The following is a 20678-nucleotide window of genomic DNA, read 5'->3' on the forward strand; positions in this document are numbered from 1 at the left end:
TATCGGCAATTTACCTAATGGGGATGCTGTAAAATTATCAGACAGTGCAGCTATACAAGCAGCACGTGCGAGCTATGACAATCTCACAGTATCTCAACGAACTTTAGTGACCAATGTAGATAAGTTACTTCAAGCAGAGACGGCTCTACATGAGCAGGAAGCGGTGCTAACAGACGTATTCGTTGAGTCTGCCTTTAGCAATAGAGCGGGAAATGAAGTCACAGTGAAAGTGGCGTCCCCGTTGGATATGAACTATACATTGGCAGCGAATCTCTTTCACATTCGTGCGAATGATGAAGAAATTACAGTTTCAGATGCTTACTATGATTACAGTGATTTGAGTTATCGAACAATTAAACTCATACTCTCCTCACCTATACAACGCAATGCAACAGCAGTTGCTGTAGACATTCAGCGTGGAGCGTTACGGACTCTAAATAAATTAAGCAATACGATCTCAGATAGGCAGATAATTACGTTTAAATCAGTAGATGTTGTAGTAGATGATCAGATTAATATCGAAGATATAGCTGCAATCGCTAGTCGTTCAGAATGGCATATCGATGTAAATCGCGATGGAGTCTTTAATAGTGATGATGTGAAGAGTCTACTAGGTCAAATTCAAGGAGTAGTAGATCAAAATCACCATACGGATTAGTTCCATTTTGAGAGATAAGGGGAAAGCCACTTCCATAGGAAGTGGCTCTTTGCCTTTTTAATATACGATCTTTCGCTGTGCCCAATAGCTGAATGAGAATAAGAAGGCTTCCGTTATGAGTTTTGCAGCTATGAGCGGTATGCCGATGCTTTCATGAAACAGGTACATAATACCGTAGTTCAATAACATGATAATGAGAACGAGAGAGAAATACCGGGGCAACGATTTGCGGATAGCCGCTCCGTTCATTTTGGCAAAAACAAATTTGCGATTCATAGTGTAATTGAATATGGAACTGAACAGTCGCGATCCAATGATGGATACGAGCAAATTGGAAGTCATCCATTGCAGCAAGAGCAGTAGGACGAAATCTAAGATTGCAGAGAATCCTGAAGATGCACAGAATTTCAGGAAGGGAAAGTAAACTCTAGCAGAATCGGCGAGTGGGCGAAAATGAGAAGATTTATTGTCGTCCAAGTAGATGGTGTCGATCGGCACCTCAACCAAGTCATATCCAACACGGGGAGCCTCGAGTAGCATGTTCATTTCATATTCGAAACGATTGCCTGGAATTTGGCATAGCCAATCCAACATTTCGGAGGAATAGCCCCGCAAGCCAGTTTGCGTATCTTGTATAGGCTTACCCGTCGCCAGAGAGTAAACCATCCTTGTTGCCGAATTCCCGATGCGGCTGCGCAGGGGGACTTTTCCCGTGAATTGTCGGCTTCCCAGCACGATATGATTGCGATGCTCGCGAACAGCTTCCGTGAGCCTTAGAATATCTTCCGGCAGATGCTGCCCATCACTGTCGGCGCAGACAACGCCATCACTTCCACCTTGCTGTCTCACATAATCAAAGCCCGTTTTCAATGCGCTGCCTTTCCCTTGGTTCATCTTGTGCGTGAGCACGGTACAACCTGCTTGCTTCGCTGAATCAAAAATACCGCGGTACTCTTCACCACTGCCATCGTCAACGACAAGGATCGAATCGTCGCTAACTTCTTTTAGATGATGGATCAGAGAAATTAACCTTTCGTCCGGCTCGTAGGAGGGGATGAGGATGGTCATAGTATTAGTCCTCCTTGCTTAAGATTTAGGAATATAGATAATGTCGCTTACGCCACGTTCGTTGCCTTTGCCAAGCGGATTATTAATGACTCTGCCCATAAAATACATCGTGGAAGAACCGCCGCCATCGAGATTATAAGCTTCGGTAGCGCCGAGTTCATGGAAAAGATTCGCGAATTCAGTTAACGTCATACCACGGCTATAGTTGGTTTTTCGTCCGTCGACCACGACAAACACAAAGTGATTCGGCGAGATCATCCCGATGCCGGTGCGCGGATTGGCATCTTGAATCGATCGGTTTCCGAAGTTTTTATCAATTTGCACGGCGGAGAAATCTCCGGCTATCTCGCCATCTCTGACGAGGATAGGGCCGAAGGAAAAGGTGTTTGTTGTTTCCTTAGCGAGCAAATCTTGTGAAGATATCTCCTCTTCGTTATAAGCTTGCAAAGTGCCATTGCTGAGTAAGGCAAGGCCGTCACGCGCAGGTTCATCGCGGTAAACGGTACCGCCTCGGATGATGACGCCATCGTTACGAAAGCCATAATAGTCGCCGTTAATCGCGAATACGGCGTTGTTGCTCGCAGCAATTGTCGAAGTATTCTCGATGATGTTTGTGCCGAAGGCATTTTTAGCAAATGCTGTGAGCAGGTTCGTGCTATTGTTGAACGTCACGTCGGCGACGAAATAAGTGATCGTATCAGCTCCGGAGCCCGTTTGCACCTGTTTAATGCTAATCGTCTGGTTGTCGTCCTTATAATTCCAGTCATCGGATTGCGCTTGTGACGTGGATTGTTTCACGGGCGAATCTTGCGTAACGACGTTATTCGGGGCGACGACAACTTCGACGTGCTCGAATAAATAACGATTAGCAAGCCAATAAAGAATCGCAGCGATGATAAGTAGACATATAGCTATGATGGTGATTAATTTGGTTCTTTTTCGCTGGCGGAAAATGATGATCACTCCTCTCCGGTTCATAAAATCATTGTAGTGCGGCAACCTTTAGTGAAGCTTAAATGTCAGCAGGATAGGCAAATGAGTGACTGTTATCACACTTACATAAAGTTCAAAGTCTAAGATTTAACCACTAAAGTTTAAAGTTTAAACGTTAAATTTTGAACTTTAAACAGCAAACTTTAAATGCTAAACTTTGTTTCCTTCCCCAAATCAAAATTGTTAAAAATTCCTAGTAACCGTCTTAAATCGCCTCTATCAACCGAATCTATTTATAGTATCTATTAAGGTTGGGAGAGGAAATAGACATGGCTAAACATGATATTCTTACCACAACTATTCACTTATCCATTGATAACGGCAGCAGTCATATTAAAGGCATCTATGACGATTTGAACAACAGCTTTATTTTCCCTAATGTTGTCGCACAACCTTTTGGGGAGCGCTTTTTACTGATGGAACAAGGAGATCCCTTGGATTTCCTAGATGTGCAAATCACATCGCCAGCGATTGATACGGAGCAATATCGTCATGTCTACGTTGGAAACTTGGCTGTCGGTGATGAAGGAATTGTTCATGAGATTGTAGGAGATAAAGCGGTACAAAAGAAGGCCCAGCGGCCTGAAACCATGGTTACGCTCCTAACGGCTGCGGCTTATGCCATTGCCACGAAGCATGAGGATGCGATTAAACGCGGTAAGAATCGTATTAAAGCTGCGGTGCACTTAGGAACAGGTCTGCCCATAAGAGAAATTACGAAATTTAGCGAAGAATTTGCACAAAAGATAACAGGGGGCGTTCATTCCATTACGTTTGTTACGACACCGATATTTAAAGGCGTATCGGTGGAAATGGAGTTTACGCTGCCATCGGATATCAGCATTGATGATGTATCAGGTGTTTATGACATGGAGGCTACAACCAAGTCACAGTTGTCACATAAAGGGTTCGGGATTGCAGACGTTGGCGGTGTCGATATGGATATTGCTTTCTTCAGACCGGGGCTTGATCTGGATCAACGGCATTCAACGGGGGCTAAAATCTATCTAAACGATGCGTTGGAAAGCATTCGTAATGAAATTAACGCCCAAGGAGAAGAGTTAATCTCAAGCACCGCGGAACTGACGATCATGCTAGTCAACAAGGAGTATGAAATTTACGCTGAGGGTAAAGTGGCTTTTGACATGACGAACCTCGTAAACCGTCACATGCGTATCCTAGCCGAAAAGGTGTTAAAATACGCCCGTAACTCTTGGAAACATGTTCGCTATGCCAATGAGTTCTGGTTTATCGGTGGCGGGGCTATCGTTCTGCAACCGTGGATCGAGAAACTAAATGCCGAGTTAGGCTTGCCGATCCGATTTGATAAATCAGAGTACAGTCAATTCCGCAATGTGCGCGGTACTTTCTTTTTGCTGGAGCATGCCTTGAAACAAACGAATAGTGAAGCAGCGGCAAGCATGGAAACCCAGAAGGAAACTGAGGCTGGGAGCGGAGCGGATTGAAGAAACGGAGATCGACTGTTTTGGTGAGTCCGGGTAAGGATGTGACTCTATACATTCCGACAGAAACACCGCCAGAGGTCATTGCGTATATGAACCAGTTGAAAGCTGAAGGCATGTTTAGTCAGGGCATTATGGAGATTTTGACAAATCATATCCTTCGTGAACATTCACTAACTACGTTGGTAGGCGAAGAGGATCCAAATCAAGCTATCGAATCATTCGTAGAGGATGATATGTTCTTTACCGCACCCATGGAACACCAGGAATCTGTGGATATCCCGGTTTCCAACAGACAGAAGAACTTCAGTTTAGAAGATATATTTCGGCAAGCTAGTCGTAATGCTGGCAAGCTTATGTAGGATTTAAGGGTGGGGTGAACTCCGATCATAATGAAAAGGAGGACATCGACATGTCTAACGGACAAGTAAGTGAGGGTACACGTAATTTTACACTGTCGGATGATATTTTCCGTCAACCAGGTCTAGATATATGTTCTCAAATGGTCTACATTATTCTGAAAAGCTTGGGCTCTGAGTCCAATTTCCCTAAGCTATCGGAGATTGCCATTCTTGGGAGAATGACGGACAAGCAGACGATGAAGGCGCTGCAGGACCTCGTCGATCTTAAAATCCTTCCGCACAAACTGTTCCGCCGGATGGTTGGCGATTTCCAAGATGACCGCCTCTCATGGGCGGCAAAGGGTTACTTATCTTTTGCAAAGAGAACCCGCATATTCAATTGCATGACTTGCTGGAATTAACAAGCCAATCGGGTGAGGATGAGCTTAGCATTCGCAATTCGTTACGAGAGTTAAGTCAATGCGGTTATCTGGATGAATACCCCGAATGGCTACAAATCGCGGATTGAGCTGAGTGAGGATGGTTTGGAGCCAAATGAGACACACTAAAGCGTATGCCAAGGCCAAAGTGTCTGGCAATCGAACCATCAACGCTAAGAGGTGATCATGTGAGCGGAAGAAATAATAAGCCGGATAATGACGGCCCAGCAGGGCAGCCAGGCAGGCTTGATCAGTATGGTGACAAGCTGGGATCGAGCAATGAGGCCGAGTTTGAAGCAGCAGCCAATCAGGCATGCGAGGTTGCCTCGACAGCGGATTTGAGCGATCAAGAGCAGCACGAATAGAGGACTTCGTTAATATTCAGAAAGTAAGGCCATCCTACCTAGGATGGTCTTTTTGATGTCTATCAGACGAGGGCGAAGGAGATAGGCAGTGGCGCTATGGTTTGTTTCTTGTTACACTAGTTCTATGATTGATTAATCACTCATTACATATGAGGGGGAGCTTTTCACATGGCAAAAGACGACACCATTTCGGTCAATCGCCGAACTGATATTATATCGGCCGCAATTGAGGTTTTTGCGGAAACAGGCTATTATCGTACGACAACAGCGCAAGTGGCGCAGCGAGCGGGCATTTCACAGCCGTATGTTTTCCGCTTTTTTGCAACCAAAGAGGCGTTGATGCTCGCGGCACTGGAAGCCTCTTGGGCAAGAATTGCAGAATCTTTCTGCCAAGTCATTGCCACTGCTTCACCGAATGGATTGGAGCAGGAACTGATCACAGCTTATGAGGAAATCCTGACTGCACACAAGCCGGAGATGCTGCTCCAGATGCAGGCTCAAACCATGCAGGAGGAATCGATCCGTGAGGCGATGCAGGCTGGTTTTAGAGAGATTCGAGGCATTGTGCTAGAAGCTTTCCAGAAGAATGCGATTCCGAATTCAGAGGAGAGGACGCTGCTGTTTCTTGCGCGAGGCATGCTTTGCAATATTTCTATGGCACTGGGCTTGCCAGAGTTGATGAAGAGTTAAAAGGCTGCAAGGCCGAATTATTTAGTTATTGATCAATCACTAACTATTTGATATAGTGACAACATGAGTTAGTGATTGATCAATTACAACTAAAATTAAGGGGATGTTTAATATGAAAAAAGCAATTGTTATTGGAGCAACTGGCGGGACCGGTGCTGCTGTCACGGAAGAATTGGTGAATAGAGGGATTCCCGTCATTGCCTTCGGGCGGTCGCTCGCGAGGCTAGAGCAGTTCGCTGCTCGGTTGGGCAATCCAGTACATCTGACACTTGCTGTAGGGGATGCCTTCTTAGCAGATGATGTGGCAGCCGCGGCTCGAGATGCCGATGTATTGTTCCACTGCGCAAATGTTCCTTACCATGAGATGGCTACGCGGCTGCTCCTGCTGGGAGAGGCAATTATGGAGGCGGCCGACCGATTGGGTCTCAAGGTGGTCGCGGTCGATGGCATCTACCCCTATGGAAGAAAACAAGCGGAATTGGTTACGGAAAAGCACCCGAAGCAACCTCAAACGCGAAAAGGACAGATTAGGCTGGAATTTGAAAACATGATTTTCGACAAGAGGTGGAAACAAGCACGCCCTTTGATCGCCCGTCTACCCGATTATTATGGCCCTACAGCCAATCAAGCCTCGTATCTAGGTTCTACGTTAGAAGCCATTGCGGCTGGCAAGATGGCTTTCTTCATTGGGAATATGCATATACCTCGTGAGTACGTGTATTTACCAGACGCGGCTAAAATGCTCGTGGAGCTTGCGATGAATGAGCAAGCCTTTGGTCAGGAATGGAACATTCCTGGTGGGGGAACGATTTCTGGCCATGATATTGTCCGCATCGCCCGCCGAGCTAGCGGTACTTCCAAATCCGTGCTCCCCTTAGGGAGGATCGGCCTTTCTATGATGGGACTATTCGTTCCAGTCATGAAAGAAGTCGTGGAAATGTTATATTTGACTACGGATCCGCTTCGTCTAAGTGGTGAAAAGTACGAACGTTGGATAGGGCCGATCCCTGCAATTAGCTTTGAGGAGGGTATTGCGGCTACGATTTGTCAGTTAAAGAGGTAAACTTGTGAGTTTTCTGAAGGGATTAAAGGATATTTCAGGGCTAGACAAATAAGGTAATCGACCGATCGTATCAAATTTAATCAACTGCTTATAATAAACTCGCACTATCTAAAACCTATTTCTCAAGGAGTGTGAGCAACATGTCAGGTCACAAACAGCAAGGACAATCCAGAAAAAATACAACCACACGTACAGAAGACCAAAGCAGCAACAAGGGTGGAAAATAAAGCAGGGTACTCTCCTCACGTAAGAAGATGACCCTAAGTAAAAAAAGTCCATGCCTCTACATCGAGGCATGGATTTTTTTTAACATTAACCCCTCGTCATCCGATTGAGATCGGAAGTGAGCTTGTCGAGCTGAAGGAAGCTCTCCAGAATATCGCTAATTCGGCTATCCTGTGTCGTCATACTTGCGGACATTTCTTGGATGGACGCCATGTTTTCTTCGGTAATACCTGCAATCGTGACGATCTGGTCCGTAATTCGCGTGTACTGTTGGTGAAGATTTTCCGCGGATTGTTCCACGTTAGCAGATTGACTTTCCAAGTGACCCGCATCGGTCGCCAGTGCATGCATGACTTGTACGACTTTCTGCGCGGCATCACTGCCATTCGCTACGGATTGCTGCCCTTGTAAGACTTGCGCCGCGGCTAGCGTTGTTTTCGAGCGAATATCCTCGAGAATCTGCTCGATCTGCTCGGTAGATTGCTGCGAGGTTTCGGCTAATTTACGAATCTCGTGTGAAACAACGCCGAATCCTCGACCGTGCTCGCCTGCACGTGCAGCTTCTATGGCTGCGTTCAGTGCAAGCAAATTCGTCTGCGTCGAAATATGCTTGATCGTTGCAACAATATCACTGATCCGCGAGTTCTGACTGTCGAGATCGTTCATCAACTGAACGGAAGAATCCATGGTCTCGTGGGCACTTTTCATTTGCATCTCTAAGGACTCTGCTTCTTCACTCCCCACCTGGGTCAGTTGGGCAGAGCTTACGGAGAGATCTCTCATTTCAGCTGATCGGTCAGCCAAGGAGGTGACAGATTGCTCGATATGTCGAATGGATTCGCTAATATCACTAATGCTGGACGTTTGCGTTTCGGTGCTTGCGGTAATTTCCCCGAAGGCTAAGGTGACTTCTCTAGAAATAGAGCCCGTTGCTGTCGCATTCTGTCTCAGATTCGAGCTGAACTGAGTAAGTGAGACTAGAGAAGAGGAGACAAGATTAACCAAATCGACGGATTTGTTTTTCTCCAGAACGGCCTGTTCCCGCTCAGAGAAGATATCTTTTTGCAATTTCTCGCTGAATTTCGTAGATACGAATAAAGGCACAGCGATTAACGCAAGGTACATGTACATATTTACCATATCGTTGTCACCGAAAATCTCGGTTTTATAGGGGCTTATGAAGAAGTAGGCTGTTAGAACAACACCCAAGAAGCTGGAGAATGCAATAGCACGCGAGCTGCCATACAACGTCATAATGGCTAGATTCACGTAGACAAGGAGATAGGTTGTGAAGATGGGACCTGTCAATATGAGTAACCATGTCAGTAGGGTGATGATGGCGGATATAATATACATGATGTAGGTGGTAAGCCAACGTTTGTAGGTAAGAACGGTTGCCAATCCGCTAGTCAATGTGCCGACGACGAGTAGGACGATAATCGAATCCATACCTGCAGCAGTCAGAAAATCGACGGCTATGCCAAGGGCCAGCATTCCCCAAATAATATTCACAAGCAGTTTGTTGCGGCGATGCAATGTCTCCATATAATTCATCATCCGTCCACCTTTTCCGTATAGTGTTACGTTAAGATGATAACATGAAACGACAAATTTTTACATGAATTAAACGAGTACTAATCCAACGCTTCCCGCCATTGGCTTAGCAGCTTTTCATGCTGTTGCGCAGCCAGATCAAAGCGGTACGCAGCAAGGAGATTCTCCAACTTTACTGGCGTGAGTAACGGATTCACAGGGATATCTGGCGCTACAGGGAAAGAAAATGCCGTGTTCATGTAATCGGTTTGAACCTCTTTGGAGAACATGAAATCAACAAGTTGTTTGGCTGCGTCAGGATTGTTGCCCCCCTTCAGGATGGAGATAGCACCAATCTCCCAGCCTGCTTGTGGTGGAATAAACGAGCTTATGTTATAGCCCGAGTTTTTGAAACGCAGCTGGTCGCTTAGGAAGGAGATTGCTGCTGCCACTTCGCCTTCAGCTAAATGCTGCGCGCTTGTGTTGCCGGCGAACGTCATGGAGGCGCTTTGCTTCTTCAACGCTTGCATGAGATCAATCGCTGCGCTATCCCCGCGCTGCTGAGCAACCGATGCGAGCAGCGTGTAGCCTGTCCCCGACGTCTCGGGGTCGGGAATCTCGATCTTGCCCTTGAGCTCAGGGCGCAGCAGATCCTCGTACCGCACGCCAGAGCTGCGGCGGGGTAGAGGCAGGGATAGCGCCCAAAAAGGGCGCTATTGTAGTGCTCAGGGCCAAATAGCCGCAGGGTAGGGCCCTTTTTGGGTTTTACAGCCCCGCACGCCAGAGCTGCAGCGGGGTAGAGGCAGGGATAGCGCCCAAAAAGGGCGCTACAGTATTGCTCAGGGCCAAATAGCCGCAGGGTAAGGCCCTTTTTGGGTCTTACAGCAAAGAGGTATACGCAAAGAACACAAAGGAGCTAAACGCATCTAAGCCGCTTAGCTCCATACTAACTGTCGAGAGTAACGCTAGGAAGGGAGCTGCACATAAAAAGACGTTGTCTCCTGCGGCACACTTTTTGCATGAATTTTGCCTTTATGCTGCTCAACGATGGACTTGGCTATGGCTAATCCAAGCCCGTACCCGCCGTGCTTGCGTGAACGTGAGGGATCCGCACGGTAGAAGCGGTCGAAGATCCGCTCCACATGCTCAGGCGAGATGCCTTCACCCGTATTGGTCACGGTGAGTAGCGTATCGCTATGATGCTTCTTGAAGGTGAGCGAAATGGCTCCCTTCGGCGGCGTATATTTGATCGCATTGTCCATAAGAATCATGACGACTTGCTTGATTTGCTCGCTGTTGCCGTACAGAGATAAGTCAGGCTGAATCTCGTAATCCAGCGTTATATCTTTTTCGAACACGACGGCTTCCATCGTGAGAAGGACGCTTTCCACAGATTCACTCACGTTGAATTCACTGTACAAGATTCCGGCTCTTGTATCATCCATTTCCGTCAGATAGAGGAGATCGTTAGTGAGCGTCTTCATGCGTTCCGTTTCGGATTTGATGCGATACAGCCACTTCGATTGACTCTCAATCGTTTCATCACTGTTGCCCAAAAGCACATCCGCATTGGTATTGATGACGGCTAATGGTGTTTTCAACTCGTGAGAAGCATCCGCGATGAATTGTTTCTGTTTCTGGAAGGCTTCACGTACTGGTGCGATGGAACGATTCGCAAAATAGCGGCTCGTAAAGAAGATGACAATCAGCATCACCAAGCCGACGAGTGTGAAGGTATAGACGAGATTCGTCAGAATGGTCTTCTGAGCTGTAACGTCGAGATAAACGACAATATATCCGGTGTCATTCTTTTGCACCATATACGCCCATTGATTGCCATCTAACGTGAACTGGCCGATATCCGACCTGCCCAAGGAGGCTTCCTTAATGGCCGTTTCATAGAACGCCGTATCCATGTCAAAACGGGAGTTCGTCGCTGTAAGGTTCCACTGGGCATCGGCTTGCAGCATGAAGGAAACCGATCGCTCGGGTGGTGAATCATTGTAGCCCTGAGGTTCTTGCGGGTGATGCCCACCGTCAGGTCCAGGCTTCATATTTCCCTTTTTTCCGTCAGGCTTGAGATTGAAATTGGCTACACCATGCAGCTCCATATCGATGTCGGCTCGCACGTTCTGATAGGTGATGAAGTAAATCGTAGCGAAAGATATGAGCATGATGCAGGATATGATGACGAGATTCACGATAAGAAATCGATTGCGAAGCTTATTAAACATTAGGAAGTCACCTCCTCCAGCACATATCCAACGCCTCTAAGGGTCGAGATACGGACAGCCGCGTGTAAGAAAGTCAATTTTTTGCGTAAAAAAGAGATATAAACTTCCACGTTGTTATGCTCCACCTCAGAATCGAAGCCCCATAACTTCTCGATGATTTGTTCCTTCGATGTTACGGCCTGCTTTCTCGTCATTAACAGCTCCAGGAGCTCGCTCTCTTTTAAAATCAGCTTCAATTCCTTCCCCTTGCAAGTCAGCTTGAGGTTTCCGGTATGCAATTCGATGTCTCCGAACTTCAAAGCATCCTCCGGCACGACCTCGCCCTTGCGTCTTAACGCCGCGCGTATCCGAGCTAACAGCTCCTCCGTTGAGAACGGTTTGGCCACATAGTCATCGGCGCCGTAATCCAATCCCGCTATTTTATCCGAAATTTCTCCCTTGGCCGTAAGTAGAATGACAGGTGTTGAAATCCCTTTGGCACGCAGTGTCTTAAGGATCGTGATCCCGTCCATCTCAGGCAGCATGATATCGAGCAATAGAAGATCATATATACCGCTTAACGCATTATCCAGCCCGGACTGTCCATCGTGAACAGCGTCAACGGAGTAATGGTGTTTTTTCAAAATTTGAGTTAAAGCTTCAGCTAAATGTACTTCATCTTCCACGATTAGAATTCTCATGGGTCGTCTCCCCCTTAGTGCCTCAAGGTGCTTTCCACTGGCATGGCTTCATTATAGGCCTGTGAACCTTTAATCAACCTTAATAGTAGCACTCCATGTGCGGATTTACGAAAAAAACATAATTCACTTCGCATTTAAGTTTCACTAAAGGTTCGAGGGCTAAGATACAGTCATGAAGCAGCGAACAACACGCAGCAACATGAATAAGAAGGAGGCACATCACAATGGCGATTGAAGTATTTAATCGGTATGAAAATAAGTATCTGATGGATACGAAAGCCTTTTACACGATCTATAATCGACTGCTCGAATATATGGAAATGGACGCCTACAACAAGAATGAACAATTCTATTCGATCAGTAACATCTACTTCGATACCGAGCATGATTCATTAATTCGAAACTCACTGGCGAAGCCGAAATACCGAGAAAAACTGAGAATAAGAGCGTACGGAGTGCCAAACGCAGATGCGAAGGTGTACCTAGAGCTGAAGAAGAAGGTGTTCGGCCTGGTGAATAAAAGAAGAACAGCGTTGAAGCTGAATGAGTCGTATGACTTTGTTCGAACCAAGGTGGAGCCTGAATTGCAGCCATATATGAACAAGCAAGTGATCCAAGAGATTAAATATTTCTTAGGCCGATATGATCTGGAGCCGAAGGTATATCTAGCGTATGACCGGATTGCGATGTTTTGCAAAAATAACCGAGATTTGCGGATCACCTTTGACACGAATATCCGTTCTAGACGGTATGATCTTAAGCTCGAAAGTGGCGATCATGGGGAGCAGTTGATGGGCCGCGGGCAATGGCTTATGGAAGTGAAGGCGGAGAAAACGATTCCCCTCTGGTTGTCGAAGATGCTATCGGAGCACGACATGTTTCGAACAAGCTTCTCGAAGTACGGCAACGAATATAAGAAAAAGCGACATGAACAACTAACGGGGGAGAGGATTCAACTATGATCGATTCGATTTTTGCACAAGTCACAGCAGGCACAGAATTAACGCTCATAAATGCTTTATTAACTATAATTACAGCTATCGTTCTAGGTGCCATGATTAGCTTCACGTACATGAAAACACAAACCAACTATACACAAAGCTTCACGTTAACCATGATTGTTCTGCCCGTCATCGTAGCCATTATTATTCTATTAATCGGCAGCAACATCGCTAGAGCGTTCAGCCTTGCAGGGGCATTCTCCATCATTCGATTCCGAAGCGCTCCTGGAGATCCGAAGGATATTGCCTTCGTCTTGTTCACCATGGCGGCAGGTCTTGCTTGTGGGGTTGGTTCGTTTGGTTATGCGGTACTTTTCACACTTGTACTTTGTGTCTTGATGTTCGTCTTGAAAGTTACCAATTTTGGCGCTAAGAAGGCAGCTCAGAAGTTATTGAAAGTGACGATTCCCGAGAGTCTGGGATATGAAGAAGCGTTTGATGAAGTGTTCAAGATGTTCGACATTGCCTATGAGTTGAAAAAGGTACGCACAACTGAGTTAGGCAGCTTGTATGAGTTAGTTTACGTCGTGACGATTGACCATTTGACGAGTCAGAAAGAATTCCTAGACGCCATTAGATGCAGAAATGGGAACTTAGATATCACATTAACGATGGGCCCTACAGCGGCCGAATTTTAAACTATTTTACAAACAGAGAGGAAGATTTCTATGAAAAAACCGTTAAATATGAAAGGCGCAGGTGTCCTATTAGTATGCGCTGTTGTGTTAGCAGCATGCAATGAAACGACTGAGATCGCTTCGACGACACCGGAGGCTACATCAACTGCAACAACGACGGGAACGACTACGGCTGCTGCAAGTGGAAAAGCAGTGACCACGGATGTCATCCAGAAGGTGGAGTATGCGGCGGATGATGCCTTCACAGATTGGGCTTCTGCGAATCCGACGAAGATCTCGTTGACGGGTTCGAGTGCAACAATCGAGGGTGAGGGCGCAGCAGCGAAGGGCGGTAAGATTGCGATTACGAAGGCTGGCACGTATGTCGTGAGCGGAAAATTGACAGATGGTCAAATAACGGTGAATGTGAAGGATAAGGGCGTAGTTCGTTTAGTTTTAAACGGCGTGGAGATTTCGAACAGCACGTCTTCCGCGATTTTCGTCGAAGAAGCGGGTAAGGCGATCATCTCCTTACAAGAAGGAACAGAGAACATCGTTTCGGATGGAACTAAGTATGTGTATCCGGATGCAACAACTGACGAGCCTAATTCGGCGATCTTCAGCAAAGACGATCTGACGATTAATGGCACAGGGAAGCTTGTCGTCAAAGGGAACTACAACAACGGGATTACCAGCAAGGATAAGCTGAAAATCACGGGAGGCACACTGGATGTTAAAGCTGCTGATGATGGCGTGATGGGTCGCGACTTGGTCGCTGTCCAAGCCGGTACCTTGACCATCCAAGCGGGTGGACATGGCATCAAAACAACGAACGATAAAGAGGGCTCGGAGGGTTACATCAGCCTTGCTGGTGGAACATTCACGATCAAATCCGGCGAGGATGCGCTGCACAGCAGCGGCGGTCTTGATGTGAGTGGTGGGGATCTTCACATTAATGCTGGCGACGATGGCATTCACGCCGAAGTATCTATGGCTATCGCAGGTGGTACGATCGATATCACGCAAAGCAATGAAGGGATCGAGGCGCCTGCGGTTCTGATCTCGGGTGGTAAAACCAATGTCGTCTCTACGGACGACGGTGTGAACATCTCGAGCGGCAACGCTGAGTCCGCCGAGGGTGGCGGTGGCGCTCCGGGAGCGGCTGGCGGAGCTGGCACTGGCGGTCCTGGCGGTGCACCAGGAGGCGCACCAGGCGCATCCGGCGCGAATTCGAGCAACATGCTGACGATTACCGGCGGCTTCCTATCCGTCGACTCGAAAGGCGACGGGCTGGACTCGAACGGCTCCATCACGATGAGCGGCGGTACGGTGGTGGTCAACGGGCCGATCGAGAACAACAACGGCTCCCTCGACTATGACGGCACGTTCGTCATGACCGGCGGCTTCCTTGTTGCCGCGGGAAGCTCCGGCATGGTGCAAGCTACGTCCGACAAGTCAACGCAAGCCGGCGTCCTGATGACGTACACCAAGACCCAGCAAGCGGGTGCGCTGGTTCATCTCGAAGATAGCGCAGGTAACAGCATTATCACCTTTGCGCCAGCGAAGAACTATCAGTCGGTGTTCGTTAGCTCACCGAACCTGAAGCAGGACGCTTCGTATACGCTTAGCACGGGCGGATCTTCAACGGGCACGGCTACGAAAGGCCTGTTTGAAGGTGGCACCTACCAAGGCGGGACGAAAGTTGTCGACTTCAAGACAGCGACAATGATCACCTGGTTGTCCGAAACGGGCGTAACCGAAGCTAGAAGCGGGATGATGGGTGGCCCTGGTGGCGGCAGACAAGGCGGAGGTGGCGGTGGCATGCCTCCCCAAGGTGGCGGACAGCGTCCACAACGAACTGCACAGTAAATCGAACGAATAGGTATGTGAATGAGGCTGTCCTCACGTAGATCATCTGCGTGAGGACAGTTTTTGTCGTCAGTTAGGCGGTTAAATGTTTCACAGGATAAGGCAGCTATATGTTCGCCAGGTAGCAAATAGATGGATTTTATCCAGTTATATTCCGGGATTTTCCGATCAAATACAGAATAGATGGAGAACCTACAGTTAATTTTATACAGTTAGGCCAATTGGAACAAAAGGGGCTGTTTTACCTACATATTTTACAGTTAAATTGAATTTTCGCAGAAATTTCTCGTAAATAGCTGTACATTTTCCAGTTAATGCCCAACATAGTAGCTTGATTTAGGGAACGGGAGCGTGGTGACGCTATTGGCCAGCAGACGGGATCTCAGACGATGGTGGGGAATAGAGGAACACGTACTCAAACGCGTGTCTCTTTTGCCCTGTCGAGAAAAAGCCATTGACAATCCGTTAGGATACAAATATTCTTATAGTGCACTAGTTCAATAGTGCACTGGTTTGCGGTGTAGAGGAGGGTAGGACGGTGCAACTTAATTTTAATAGCCCGAAACCGATTTATTTGCAGATGGTCGATGAGGTCAAGAAAGCATTGGCTAGGGGCGAGCTATCGCCAGGTGATAAAATTCCATCCCACAAGGAACGGGCACAAATTTCACAAGTAAATCCCAACACGGTGATGAGAGCTTACCAAGAGATGGAGCGGGTGGGTTTGACGGAAACGTTACGAGGACAAGGTACTTTTATCAAGAATGATCCCGCGATGCTCCTATCGATTCGTTCCGAAATGGCGCAGGCTGCGGTGCATCAATTTATTGAAGAAATGCGCGGCCTAGGCATTGAACCGGACGAAATGGCGCATATGCTTCGCGATACTTTACATATGGAACGCAAGGAGGGATAGACCGTGTCAAGCGAACAGAATCCGTACATGATTGAGCTCAAGGACATTCATAAGAAGTATTTGTTAAAGCAAGCGATAAGCGGCATCGATCTTCAGATCAAGAAAGGCACAATTGTTGGCTTACTGGGACCAAACGGGAGTGGCAAGTCAACACTGCTTAAGATGATGGCCGGTCTCATCTATCCAACTTCGGGTACGATTCTCGTAGGCGGCAGGAAGCCGGATGTCCACAATAAGCAGCATGTCGCTTACTTGCCTGAGATTGACAATCTCTATGGGTGGATGACGGTGAAGGAATCGCTGCGATTTATATCGGGGTTCTACAAGGATTGGCAGGCTGAGAGAGCGGCGGAGATGCTTATCAAAATGGAGCTGGATGAGAACCAGAAGGTTCGGAATCTGTCCAAAGGAATGCGGGCGCGATTGAAATTGATTGCAGCATTGTCTCGGAATGTGCCGCTAATCTTGCTAGACGAGCCGTTCTCTGGTATTGACCCCTCGTCTCGAGCCAAAATTATCCGCTCGATTATTAGCGAGTTTCAATCGGATGAGCAGACGATCTTGCTCTCTACCCATTCCGTGAATGAATCGGAGCCTATGTTCGATGATGTGATTTTCCTACAGAATGGGCAGGTCACGATATTCGACTCAACGGAGAATTTGCGCGAGGCGTACGGTTGCTCGTTAGAGAACATTTGGGAGAAGGTGTACGGGTAGATGGCACTCTGGAACCTATTTAAGAAAGAAATCAAAAGCATTTCCCCCTTATTTGGTTTTTTCACAGTGGGTGTTGTTGTACTGCACTTACTTGTTTTGTACAAAAGCGCTGATTTCCAAATGGATGCGACGATGGTGTTGGCCCTCATTATACCTTACTTATTCTTAGTCGCCTTAGCGATAGGAACGGGTTACTATCAACTCCATGTGGAGTGGAGAACGAACTCGATTTACCTCCTCCTTTCCTTACCTATTCGGGGGTGGAAGGTGCTAGCGTCCAAGCTAGCGGCAGTGCTATCTTTGCTGATTGCAACATCCATCTTCATTGCAGCAAGCTTTACAAGCTTGTTACTCCGTGTGACGTGGGAGGAAATAAGCACACGCGAGGATTGGTCTGAGCTAGGACCCAGCCTTATCAGTCTAGTGCTCAATCTCTACTGGATCTGCCTTTTCGCCATATTGTTTTTATTAATTGTTGTGCAGTTCACGTACCTATGTGGGCAGCTTGTTGCAAAATTCAAATGGCTTGTGATGCTTAGCGCCTTTTTTGGCATTATCTGGCTGGTCCTTCGTATCAGCCCGCTGTTGTCTAACCTGTTGGTATGGACGCCTGAGATCGTGATTGGGCATAAGGATTCAGATATGGCTTTCTTGCATTCGGGACCCTTTATTGTGCTTGGCTTACTCTGCATAGGGTTAATTGCGTTAAATGGTTTCATTTTCGAGAAAGAAGTGGAGGTGTGAGGATGTCTTTTCGGCAAAAAAGAAGTGTTCTTCTCATCTCCGTTGTGATGCTGTTCCTGCTCTCGATTCTGGATGTGTCCATCCGTAAGGAAGATGCCCTTCAAGTTTTCAGTGAGCAATTCGTGAATCATGAGAAGACAGAAGCTTATATGGGCGAGAGGCGAGCTGTAACGGCAACTGCGCAGCTGCAATCAGACATTAACAAGCCAGAGATCAAGGAAGTAATGCTAACAAGTCAAAGAGGCAAGGTATCCGTACAACGTTCGGAGACGTCTGCAATTCATTTGCAAGCTACGGTGACAGTAACCGCCGCGAGTACAGAAGCAGCGAATCGCAGGCGAGACGCTGTTAAGGTAGAGCAAGAACTCCAGAATGGACAACTAACGCTAGTTACGACAGCGAATGGAAAGTCCGTTGATCCCGACAATGTATCCATCGATTATGTGCTTGCTATCCCCGATGCGATGAGAACGACGATTCAGAATGAAGATGGCGCTGTTCGAATTAGCGGGATTAATGGGGACGTTACGGCTACTTCTACAAGTGGTTTCATGGAAATCGTCAATGTAAAAGGAGATCTCAAAGTGAAATCCTCCTATGGAAGTCTATATGTGGCCGACATTAAGGGGAATGTTGATCTCGTCAACCGATCTAGTACAGCTAATATTGATCATACGCAAGGTAATTTGCTCCTCGATCACGAGTCAGGCGATACCGATCTAACAGACATTACAGGGGAGGTCACAGGAAATGCGAAATACGGATCCGTGTTCTTTCGTGAAATGAAGGGCGCTGTATCCGTTGCAGGACATGGTTCCGATATGAAATTCGACCATATCCAGAGTGACATCCAAGTTGTGTCGGCCGGTGGCGGTACTACAACATTCATTTTGTCCAAAGATGAGGGGTATACGTTGAATGCTGCGGTGAGTGCGGGGCGCATTCAATCCTTGCTTCCTTTCCCTATCCAAAAGGGTACCGACAACGAAAGGGAAGCCCGCATGAACGGTATTTTGGGAAAAGGGACACGGAAAATAGAGGCCAAGGTGGCATCAGGCAATTTGATTTTTCAAGTCAACTAAACTCAGAAGGAGGTTCCATGCATGAGCAGTGAACCTATTGTAAGTCTGCGCGGTGTTACGAAACGAATCGGGCGAACAACCCTTATTGATAATCTAACGTTTGACGTGCCGCAAGGTGAGATCTTCGGATTCCTCGGGCCAAATGGTGCAGGGAAGACGACAACGATCCGTATGATGGTCGGGTTAATGTCCATCACGCAAGGCGAAATTGTGATTAAAGGGAAGAACATTAAGCATGACTTTGAGCAAGCGATCCGCCATGTGGGAGCGATTGTTGAGAATCCGGAAATGTATAAGTATTTAAGTGGCTATCATAACCTCATTCATTATGCGCGCATGGTACCTGGGGTTACGAAGGAACGAATTGACGAAGTAGTCAAGCTTGTGAAGCTGGAGACGCGGATTCACGACAAGGTGAAAAAGTACTCACTGGGCATGCGTCAGCGACTAGGTGTGGCTCAGGCGCTGCTGCATAGGCCCTCACTGCTCATTCTGGACGAGCCGACGAATGGCCTTGACCCTGCAGGGATACGTGAGCTGCGTGACTATCTACGTTATCTGACGCGCTCGGAAGGCATCACCGTCATTGTTTCCAGTCATTTGCTCAGCGAGATGGAGCTGATGTGTGATCGTGTTGCCATTCTTCAGCAAGGCAAGCTAGTTGATGTGAAGACGATTCAAGATTTCATGGCAGATTCGCAGGATGGGACGCAAACGTACTTGATCGAAGCTACACCCGCGGAACTGGTGCACGCAGCCATTGCTGGTATGAAGGGCATCAAAGATGTGAAAATTGTTCCGCAAGGCGTAGAGGTTGTGACCGAGAGAGACTGTATTCCTGACATCCTGGCAGATCTTATGCGTAGAGATATCCGCATTTTTGGGGTCCAGGTGCTGCGACAATCCCTAGAAGATCGGTTCTTGGAAATGACAGGAGGTGAACAAGTTGGTTAATTTGTTTCTGAACGAAAATATGAAGCTTTACCGTCGTGTACGTACTTGGATTATGGTCGCTATCATGATTGGCGCCGTTTTCTTAGGCAGTTTCATGGATTGGTATTATGATGACAAATCGGGAGAGACAGATGCGTGGCGGGATCACGTGATCGAACAGAAGCAGGAGCTCACCGATGCTCTGAAGGAGCCGAAACGGAGTGCTGAGAGCAAAGCAAGCATCGAAAAGCAGATTGCTAGATACGACTACCATCTCGAGAACAATATTCACCCGGAAGGGGGGACTATGTGGAGCGGAATTAACGATTCGGCGCAGTTAATTATTTTAATTACCTTGTTCACTGTTATTGTTGCGGGGGACAGCTTGGCTGGCGAATTCACAACAGGGACCATCAAGCTGCTCTTGATCCGACCTGCGAATCGAACGAAAATTCTAGTGTCTAAATATATGTCCATGATCGCTTTTGGATTATTCTTATTAGTCATTCTGTTCGTTGTATCTATACTAGTTAACGGGATTCTATATAAGTTCGGGTTGATCGACCTGCCCTTAGTAACCGTTGATGCAGCAGGCCAGGTTGTGGAGAAAAGCATGGTTGCCAACCTGTGGAAAACCTATCTACTCAATGGGGTGTCTACGATTATTTTCGTCACCATGGCCTTCATGATTTCTTCTGCTTTCCGCAGCAGTATCATGGCGATTGGCTTCTCCATCTTTGCTCTATTTGCGGGAGCGATCTTCTTGGAGCTCTTGCAGCCTTACGAGTGGAGTAAATACCTGCTATTCGCTAATATTGATCTGTCTCAGTATTTGAGCGGGCGTCCATACCAGGCTGGGATGACACTTGAATTCTCGATTATCGTGTTGAGTATCTACTTCATCCTGTTTAATCTAACTGCGTGGCTTGTCTTTACGAAGAGAGATGTAGCGGCGTAAAAAGTGGAGAATAGCAAGCATGAAGAGGGCACCTGCTGGGTGCCCTCTTTACATTTCGTAATCAGCTTTCTATCCATGAAGAACTAAG

The 20678-nt window shown here is 47.2% G+C and carries 22 protein-coding genes; 16 read left to right on the forward strand and 6 right to left on the reverse strand.

Features of this window, described 5'->3' with window-relative positions; translation table 11 throughout:
- A partial coding sequence (locus GC096_RS22800; protein ID WP_216626232.1) for a hypothetical protein occupies window positions 1-658 on the forward strand: 658 nt, incomplete at its 5' end.
- A 57-nt stretch (window positions 659-715) separates the two neighbouring features.
- On the opposite strand, the gene GC096_RS22805 is transcribed toward GC096_RS22800, so the two are convergent.
- On the reverse strand, window positions 716-1726 hold the full coding sequence (locus GC096_RS22805) for a bifunctional glycosyltransferase family 2/GtrA family protein (protein WP_171633450.1): 1011 nt from the start codon (window positions 1724-1726) through the stop codon (window positions 716-718).
- Between the two features lie 18 nt (window positions 1727-1744).
- On the reverse strand, window positions 1745-2689 hold the full coding sequence (locus GC096_RS22810; RefSeq protein ID WP_312886325.1) for a phosphodiester glycosidase family protein: 945 nt from the start codon (window positions 2687-2689) through the stop codon (window positions 1745-1747).
- 299 nt (window positions 2690-2988) lie between these two features.
- Here GC096_RS22810 and GC096_RS22815 point away from each other — a divergent pair, with 299 nt between their 5' ends.
- The 6 genes from GC096_RS22815 to GC096_RS22840 all read left to right on the forward strand — a co-directional run bounded on the left by GC096_RS22815 (window position 2989) and on the right by GC096_RS22840 (window position 7081).
- Complete coding sequence (locus GC096_RS22815) at window positions 2989-4185, forward strand: ParM/StbA family protein (protein ID WP_171633453.1); 1197 nt, start codon at window positions 2989-2991, stop codon at window positions 4183-4185.
- On the forward strand, window positions 4182-4544 hold the full coding sequence (locus tag GC096_RS22820) for a hypothetical protein (RefSeq protein ID WP_171633454.1): 363 nt from the start codon (window positions 4182-4184) through the stop codon (window positions 4542-4544). The genes GC096_RS22815 and GC096_RS22820 overlap by 4 nt, the downstream gene beginning before the upstream one ends.
- Before the next feature lie 50 nt (window positions 4545-4594).
- On the forward strand, window positions 4595-4945 hold the full coding sequence (locus GC096_RS22825) for a hypothetical protein (RefSeq protein ID WP_171633456.1): 351 nt from the start codon (window positions 4595-4597) through the stop codon (window positions 4943-4945).
- Window positions 4946-5151: 206 nt separating this feature from the next.
- A complete protein-coding gene (locus GC096_RS22830; protein ID WP_171633457.1) occupies window positions 5152-5328 on the forward strand; it encodes a hypothetical protein in 177 nt (58 codons plus the stop codon).
- Window positions 5329-5496: 168 nt separating this feature from the next.
- Window positions 5497-6018 (forward strand): TetR/AcrR family transcriptional regulator, encoded by a 522-nt coding sequence (locus GC096_RS22835; protein ID WP_171633459.1) that lies wholly within the window; start codon window positions 5497-5499, stop codon window positions 6016-6018.
- Between the two features lie 112 nt (window positions 6019-6130).
- The gene (locus GC096_RS22840; RefSeq protein WP_171633461.1) at window positions 6131-7081 is read left to right on the forward strand and encodes an NAD(P)H-binding protein; all 951 of its coding nucleotides are present in this window, start codon (window positions 6131-6133) and stop codon (window positions 7079-7081) included.
- 312 nt (window positions 7082-7393) lie between these two features.
- Here GC096_RS22840 and GC096_RS22845 read toward each other — a convergent pair whose 3' ends face one another.
- The 4 genes from GC096_RS22845 to GC096_RS22860 all read right to left on the reverse strand — a co-directional run bounded on the left by GC096_RS22845 (window position 7394) and on the right by GC096_RS22860 (window position 11753).
- Entirely contained in the window at window positions 7394-8863 is a 1470-nt protein-coding gene (locus GC096_RS22845) for a methyl-accepting chemotaxis protein (RefSeq protein WP_246302909.1), read from the reverse strand.
- A gap of 77 nt (window positions 8864-8940) precedes the next feature.
- Window positions 8941-9504, reverse strand: coding sequence for an extracellular solute-binding protein (locus GC096_RS22850; RefSeq protein WP_171633463.1), 564 nt, complete (start codon window positions 9502-9504; stop codon window positions 8941-8943).
- Between the two features lie 300 nt (window positions 9505-9804).
- A complete protein-coding gene (locus GC096_RS22855) occupies window positions 9805-11073 on the reverse strand; it encodes a sensor histidine kinase (RefSeq protein WP_171633465.1) in 1269 nt (422 codons plus the stop codon).
- Window positions 11073-11753 carry a response regulator transcription factor gene (locus tag GC096_RS22860; protein ID WP_171633466.1) on the reverse strand — a complete coding sequence of 227 codons (681 nt, stop codon included), beginning with the start codon at window positions 11751-11753 and terminating at the stop codon, window positions 11073-11075. The genes GC096_RS22855 and GC096_RS22860 overlap by 1 nt, the downstream gene beginning before the upstream one ends.
- A gap of 224 nt (window positions 11754-11977) precedes the next feature.
- On the opposite strand from GC096_RS22860, the gene GC096_RS22865 reads away from it, so the two are divergent.
- The 9 genes from GC096_RS22865 (at window position 11978) to GC096_RS22905 (ending at window position 20590) form a co-directional block, all read left to right on the forward strand.
- Window positions 11978-12715, forward strand: a complete 738-nt coding sequence (locus tag GC096_RS22865) for a polyphosphate polymerase domain-containing protein (RefSeq protein WP_171633468.1) — start codon at window positions 11978-11980, stop codon at window positions 12713-12715.
- The gene (locus tag GC096_RS22870) at window positions 12712-13392 is read left to right on the forward strand and encodes a DUF4956 domain-containing protein (protein ID WP_171633469.1); all 681 of its coding nucleotides are present in this window, start codon (window positions 12712-12714) and stop codon (window positions 13390-13392) included. Before GC096_RS22865 ends, GC096_RS22870 begins: the two co-directional genes overlap by 4 nt.
- A gap of 30 nt (window positions 13393-13422) precedes the next feature.
- Window positions 13423-15240, forward strand: coding sequence for a carbohydrate-binding domain-containing protein (locus tag GC096_RS22875; protein ID WP_171633471.1), 1818 nt, complete (start codon window positions 13423-13425; stop codon window positions 15238-15240).
- Between the two features lie 538 nt (window positions 15241-15778).
- Window positions 15779-16156 carry a GntR family transcriptional regulator gene (locus GC096_RS22880; RefSeq protein WP_063795713.1) on the forward strand — a complete coding sequence of 126 codons (378 nt, stop codon included), beginning with the start codon at window positions 15779-15781 and terminating at the stop codon, window positions 16154-16156.
- A gap of 3 nt (window positions 16157-16159) precedes the next feature.
- Window positions 16160-16873 (forward strand): ABC transporter ATP-binding protein, encoded by a 714-nt coding sequence (locus GC096_RS22885; RefSeq protein ID WP_171633472.1) that lies wholly within the window; start codon window positions 16160-16162, stop codon window positions 16871-16873.
- Window positions 16874-17617: a hypothetical protein gene (locus GC096_RS22890; protein ID WP_171633474.1), complete on the forward strand. Its 744-nt coding sequence runs from the start codon at window positions 16874-16876 to the stop codon at window positions 17615-17617.
- A gap of 2 nt (window positions 17618-17619) precedes the next feature.
- Window positions 17620-18699, forward strand: a complete 1080-nt coding sequence (locus tag GC096_RS22895) for a DUF4097 family beta strand repeat-containing protein (protein WP_171633476.1) — start codon at window positions 17620-17622, stop codon at window positions 18697-18699.
- 21 nt (window positions 18700-18720) lie between these two features.
- Window positions 18721-19653 (forward strand): ABC transporter ATP-binding protein, encoded by a 933-nt coding sequence (locus tag GC096_RS22900; RefSeq protein ID WP_171633477.1) that lies wholly within the window; start codon window positions 18721-18723, stop codon window positions 19651-19653.
- The gene (locus GC096_RS22905; protein WP_171633479.1) at window positions 19646-20590 is read left to right on the forward strand and encodes an ABC transporter permease; all 945 of its coding nucleotides are present in this window, start codon (window positions 19646-19648) and stop codon (window positions 20588-20590) included. The genes GC096_RS22900 and GC096_RS22905 overlap by 8 nt, the downstream gene beginning before the upstream one ends.
- Window positions 20591-20678: the final 88 nt, after the last annotated feature.

The sequence above is a fragment of the Paenibacillus plantarum genome (assembly GCF_013141695.1).
GTDB classification, from domain to species: Bacteria; Bacillota; Bacilli; order Paenibacillales; family NBRC-103111; genus Paenibacillus_E; species Paenibacillus_E plantarum.

Coding starts and splice junctions, on each gene's coding strand:
- GC096_RS22805 (WP_171633450.1), bottom strand. CDS start 1,726: ATGACCATCCTCATCCCCTCCTACGAGCCGGACGAAAGGTTAATTTCT.
- GC096_RS22815 (WP_171633453.1), top strand. CDS start 2,989: ATGGCTAAACATGATATTCTTACCACAACTATTCACTTATCCATTGAT.
- GC096_RS22825 (WP_171633456.1), top strand. CDS start 4,595: ATGTCTAACGGACAAGTAAGTGAGGGTACACGTAATTTTACACTGTCG.
- GC096_RS22835 (WP_171633459.1), top strand. CDS start 5,497: ATGGCAAAAGACGACACCATTTCGGTCAATCGCCGAACTGATATTATA.
- GC096_RS22840 (WP_171633461.1), top strand. CDS start 6,131: ATGAAAAAAGCAATTGTTATTGGAGCAACTGGCGGGACCGGTGCTGCT.
- GC096_RS22845 (WP_246302909.1), bottom strand. CDS start 8,863: ATGATGAATTATATGGAGACATTGCATCGCCGCAACAAACTGCTTGTG.
- GC096_RS22855 (WP_171633465.1), bottom strand. CDS start 11,073: ATGTTTAATAAGCTTCGCAATCGATTTCTTATCGTGAATCTCGTCATC.
- GC096_RS22860 (WP_171633466.1), bottom strand. CDS start 11,753: ATGAGAATTCTAATCGTGGAAGATGAAGTACATTTAGCTGAAGCTTTA.
- GC096_RS22865 (WP_171633468.1), top strand. CDS start 11,978: ATGGCGATTGAAGTATTTAATCGGTATGAAAATAAGTATCTGATGGAT.
- GC096_RS22870 (WP_171633469.1), top strand. CDS start 12,712: ATGATCGATTCGATTTTTGCACAAGTCACAGCAGGCACAGAATTAACG.
- GC096_RS22875 (WP_171633471.1), top strand. CDS start 13,423: ATGAAAAAACCGTTAAATATGAAAGGCGCAGGTGTCCTATTAGTATGC.
- GC096_RS22890 (WP_171633474.1), top strand. CDS start 16,874: ATGGCACTCTGGAACCTATTTAAGAAAGAAATCAAAAGCATTTCCCCC.
- GC096_RS22895 (WP_171633476.1), top strand. CDS start 17,620: ATGTCTTTTCGGCAAAAAAGAAGTGTTCTTCTCATCTCCGTTGTGATG.
- GC096_RS22900 (WP_171633477.1), top strand. CDS start 18,721: ATGAGCAGTGAACCTATTGTAAGTCTGCGCGGTGTTACGAAACGAATC.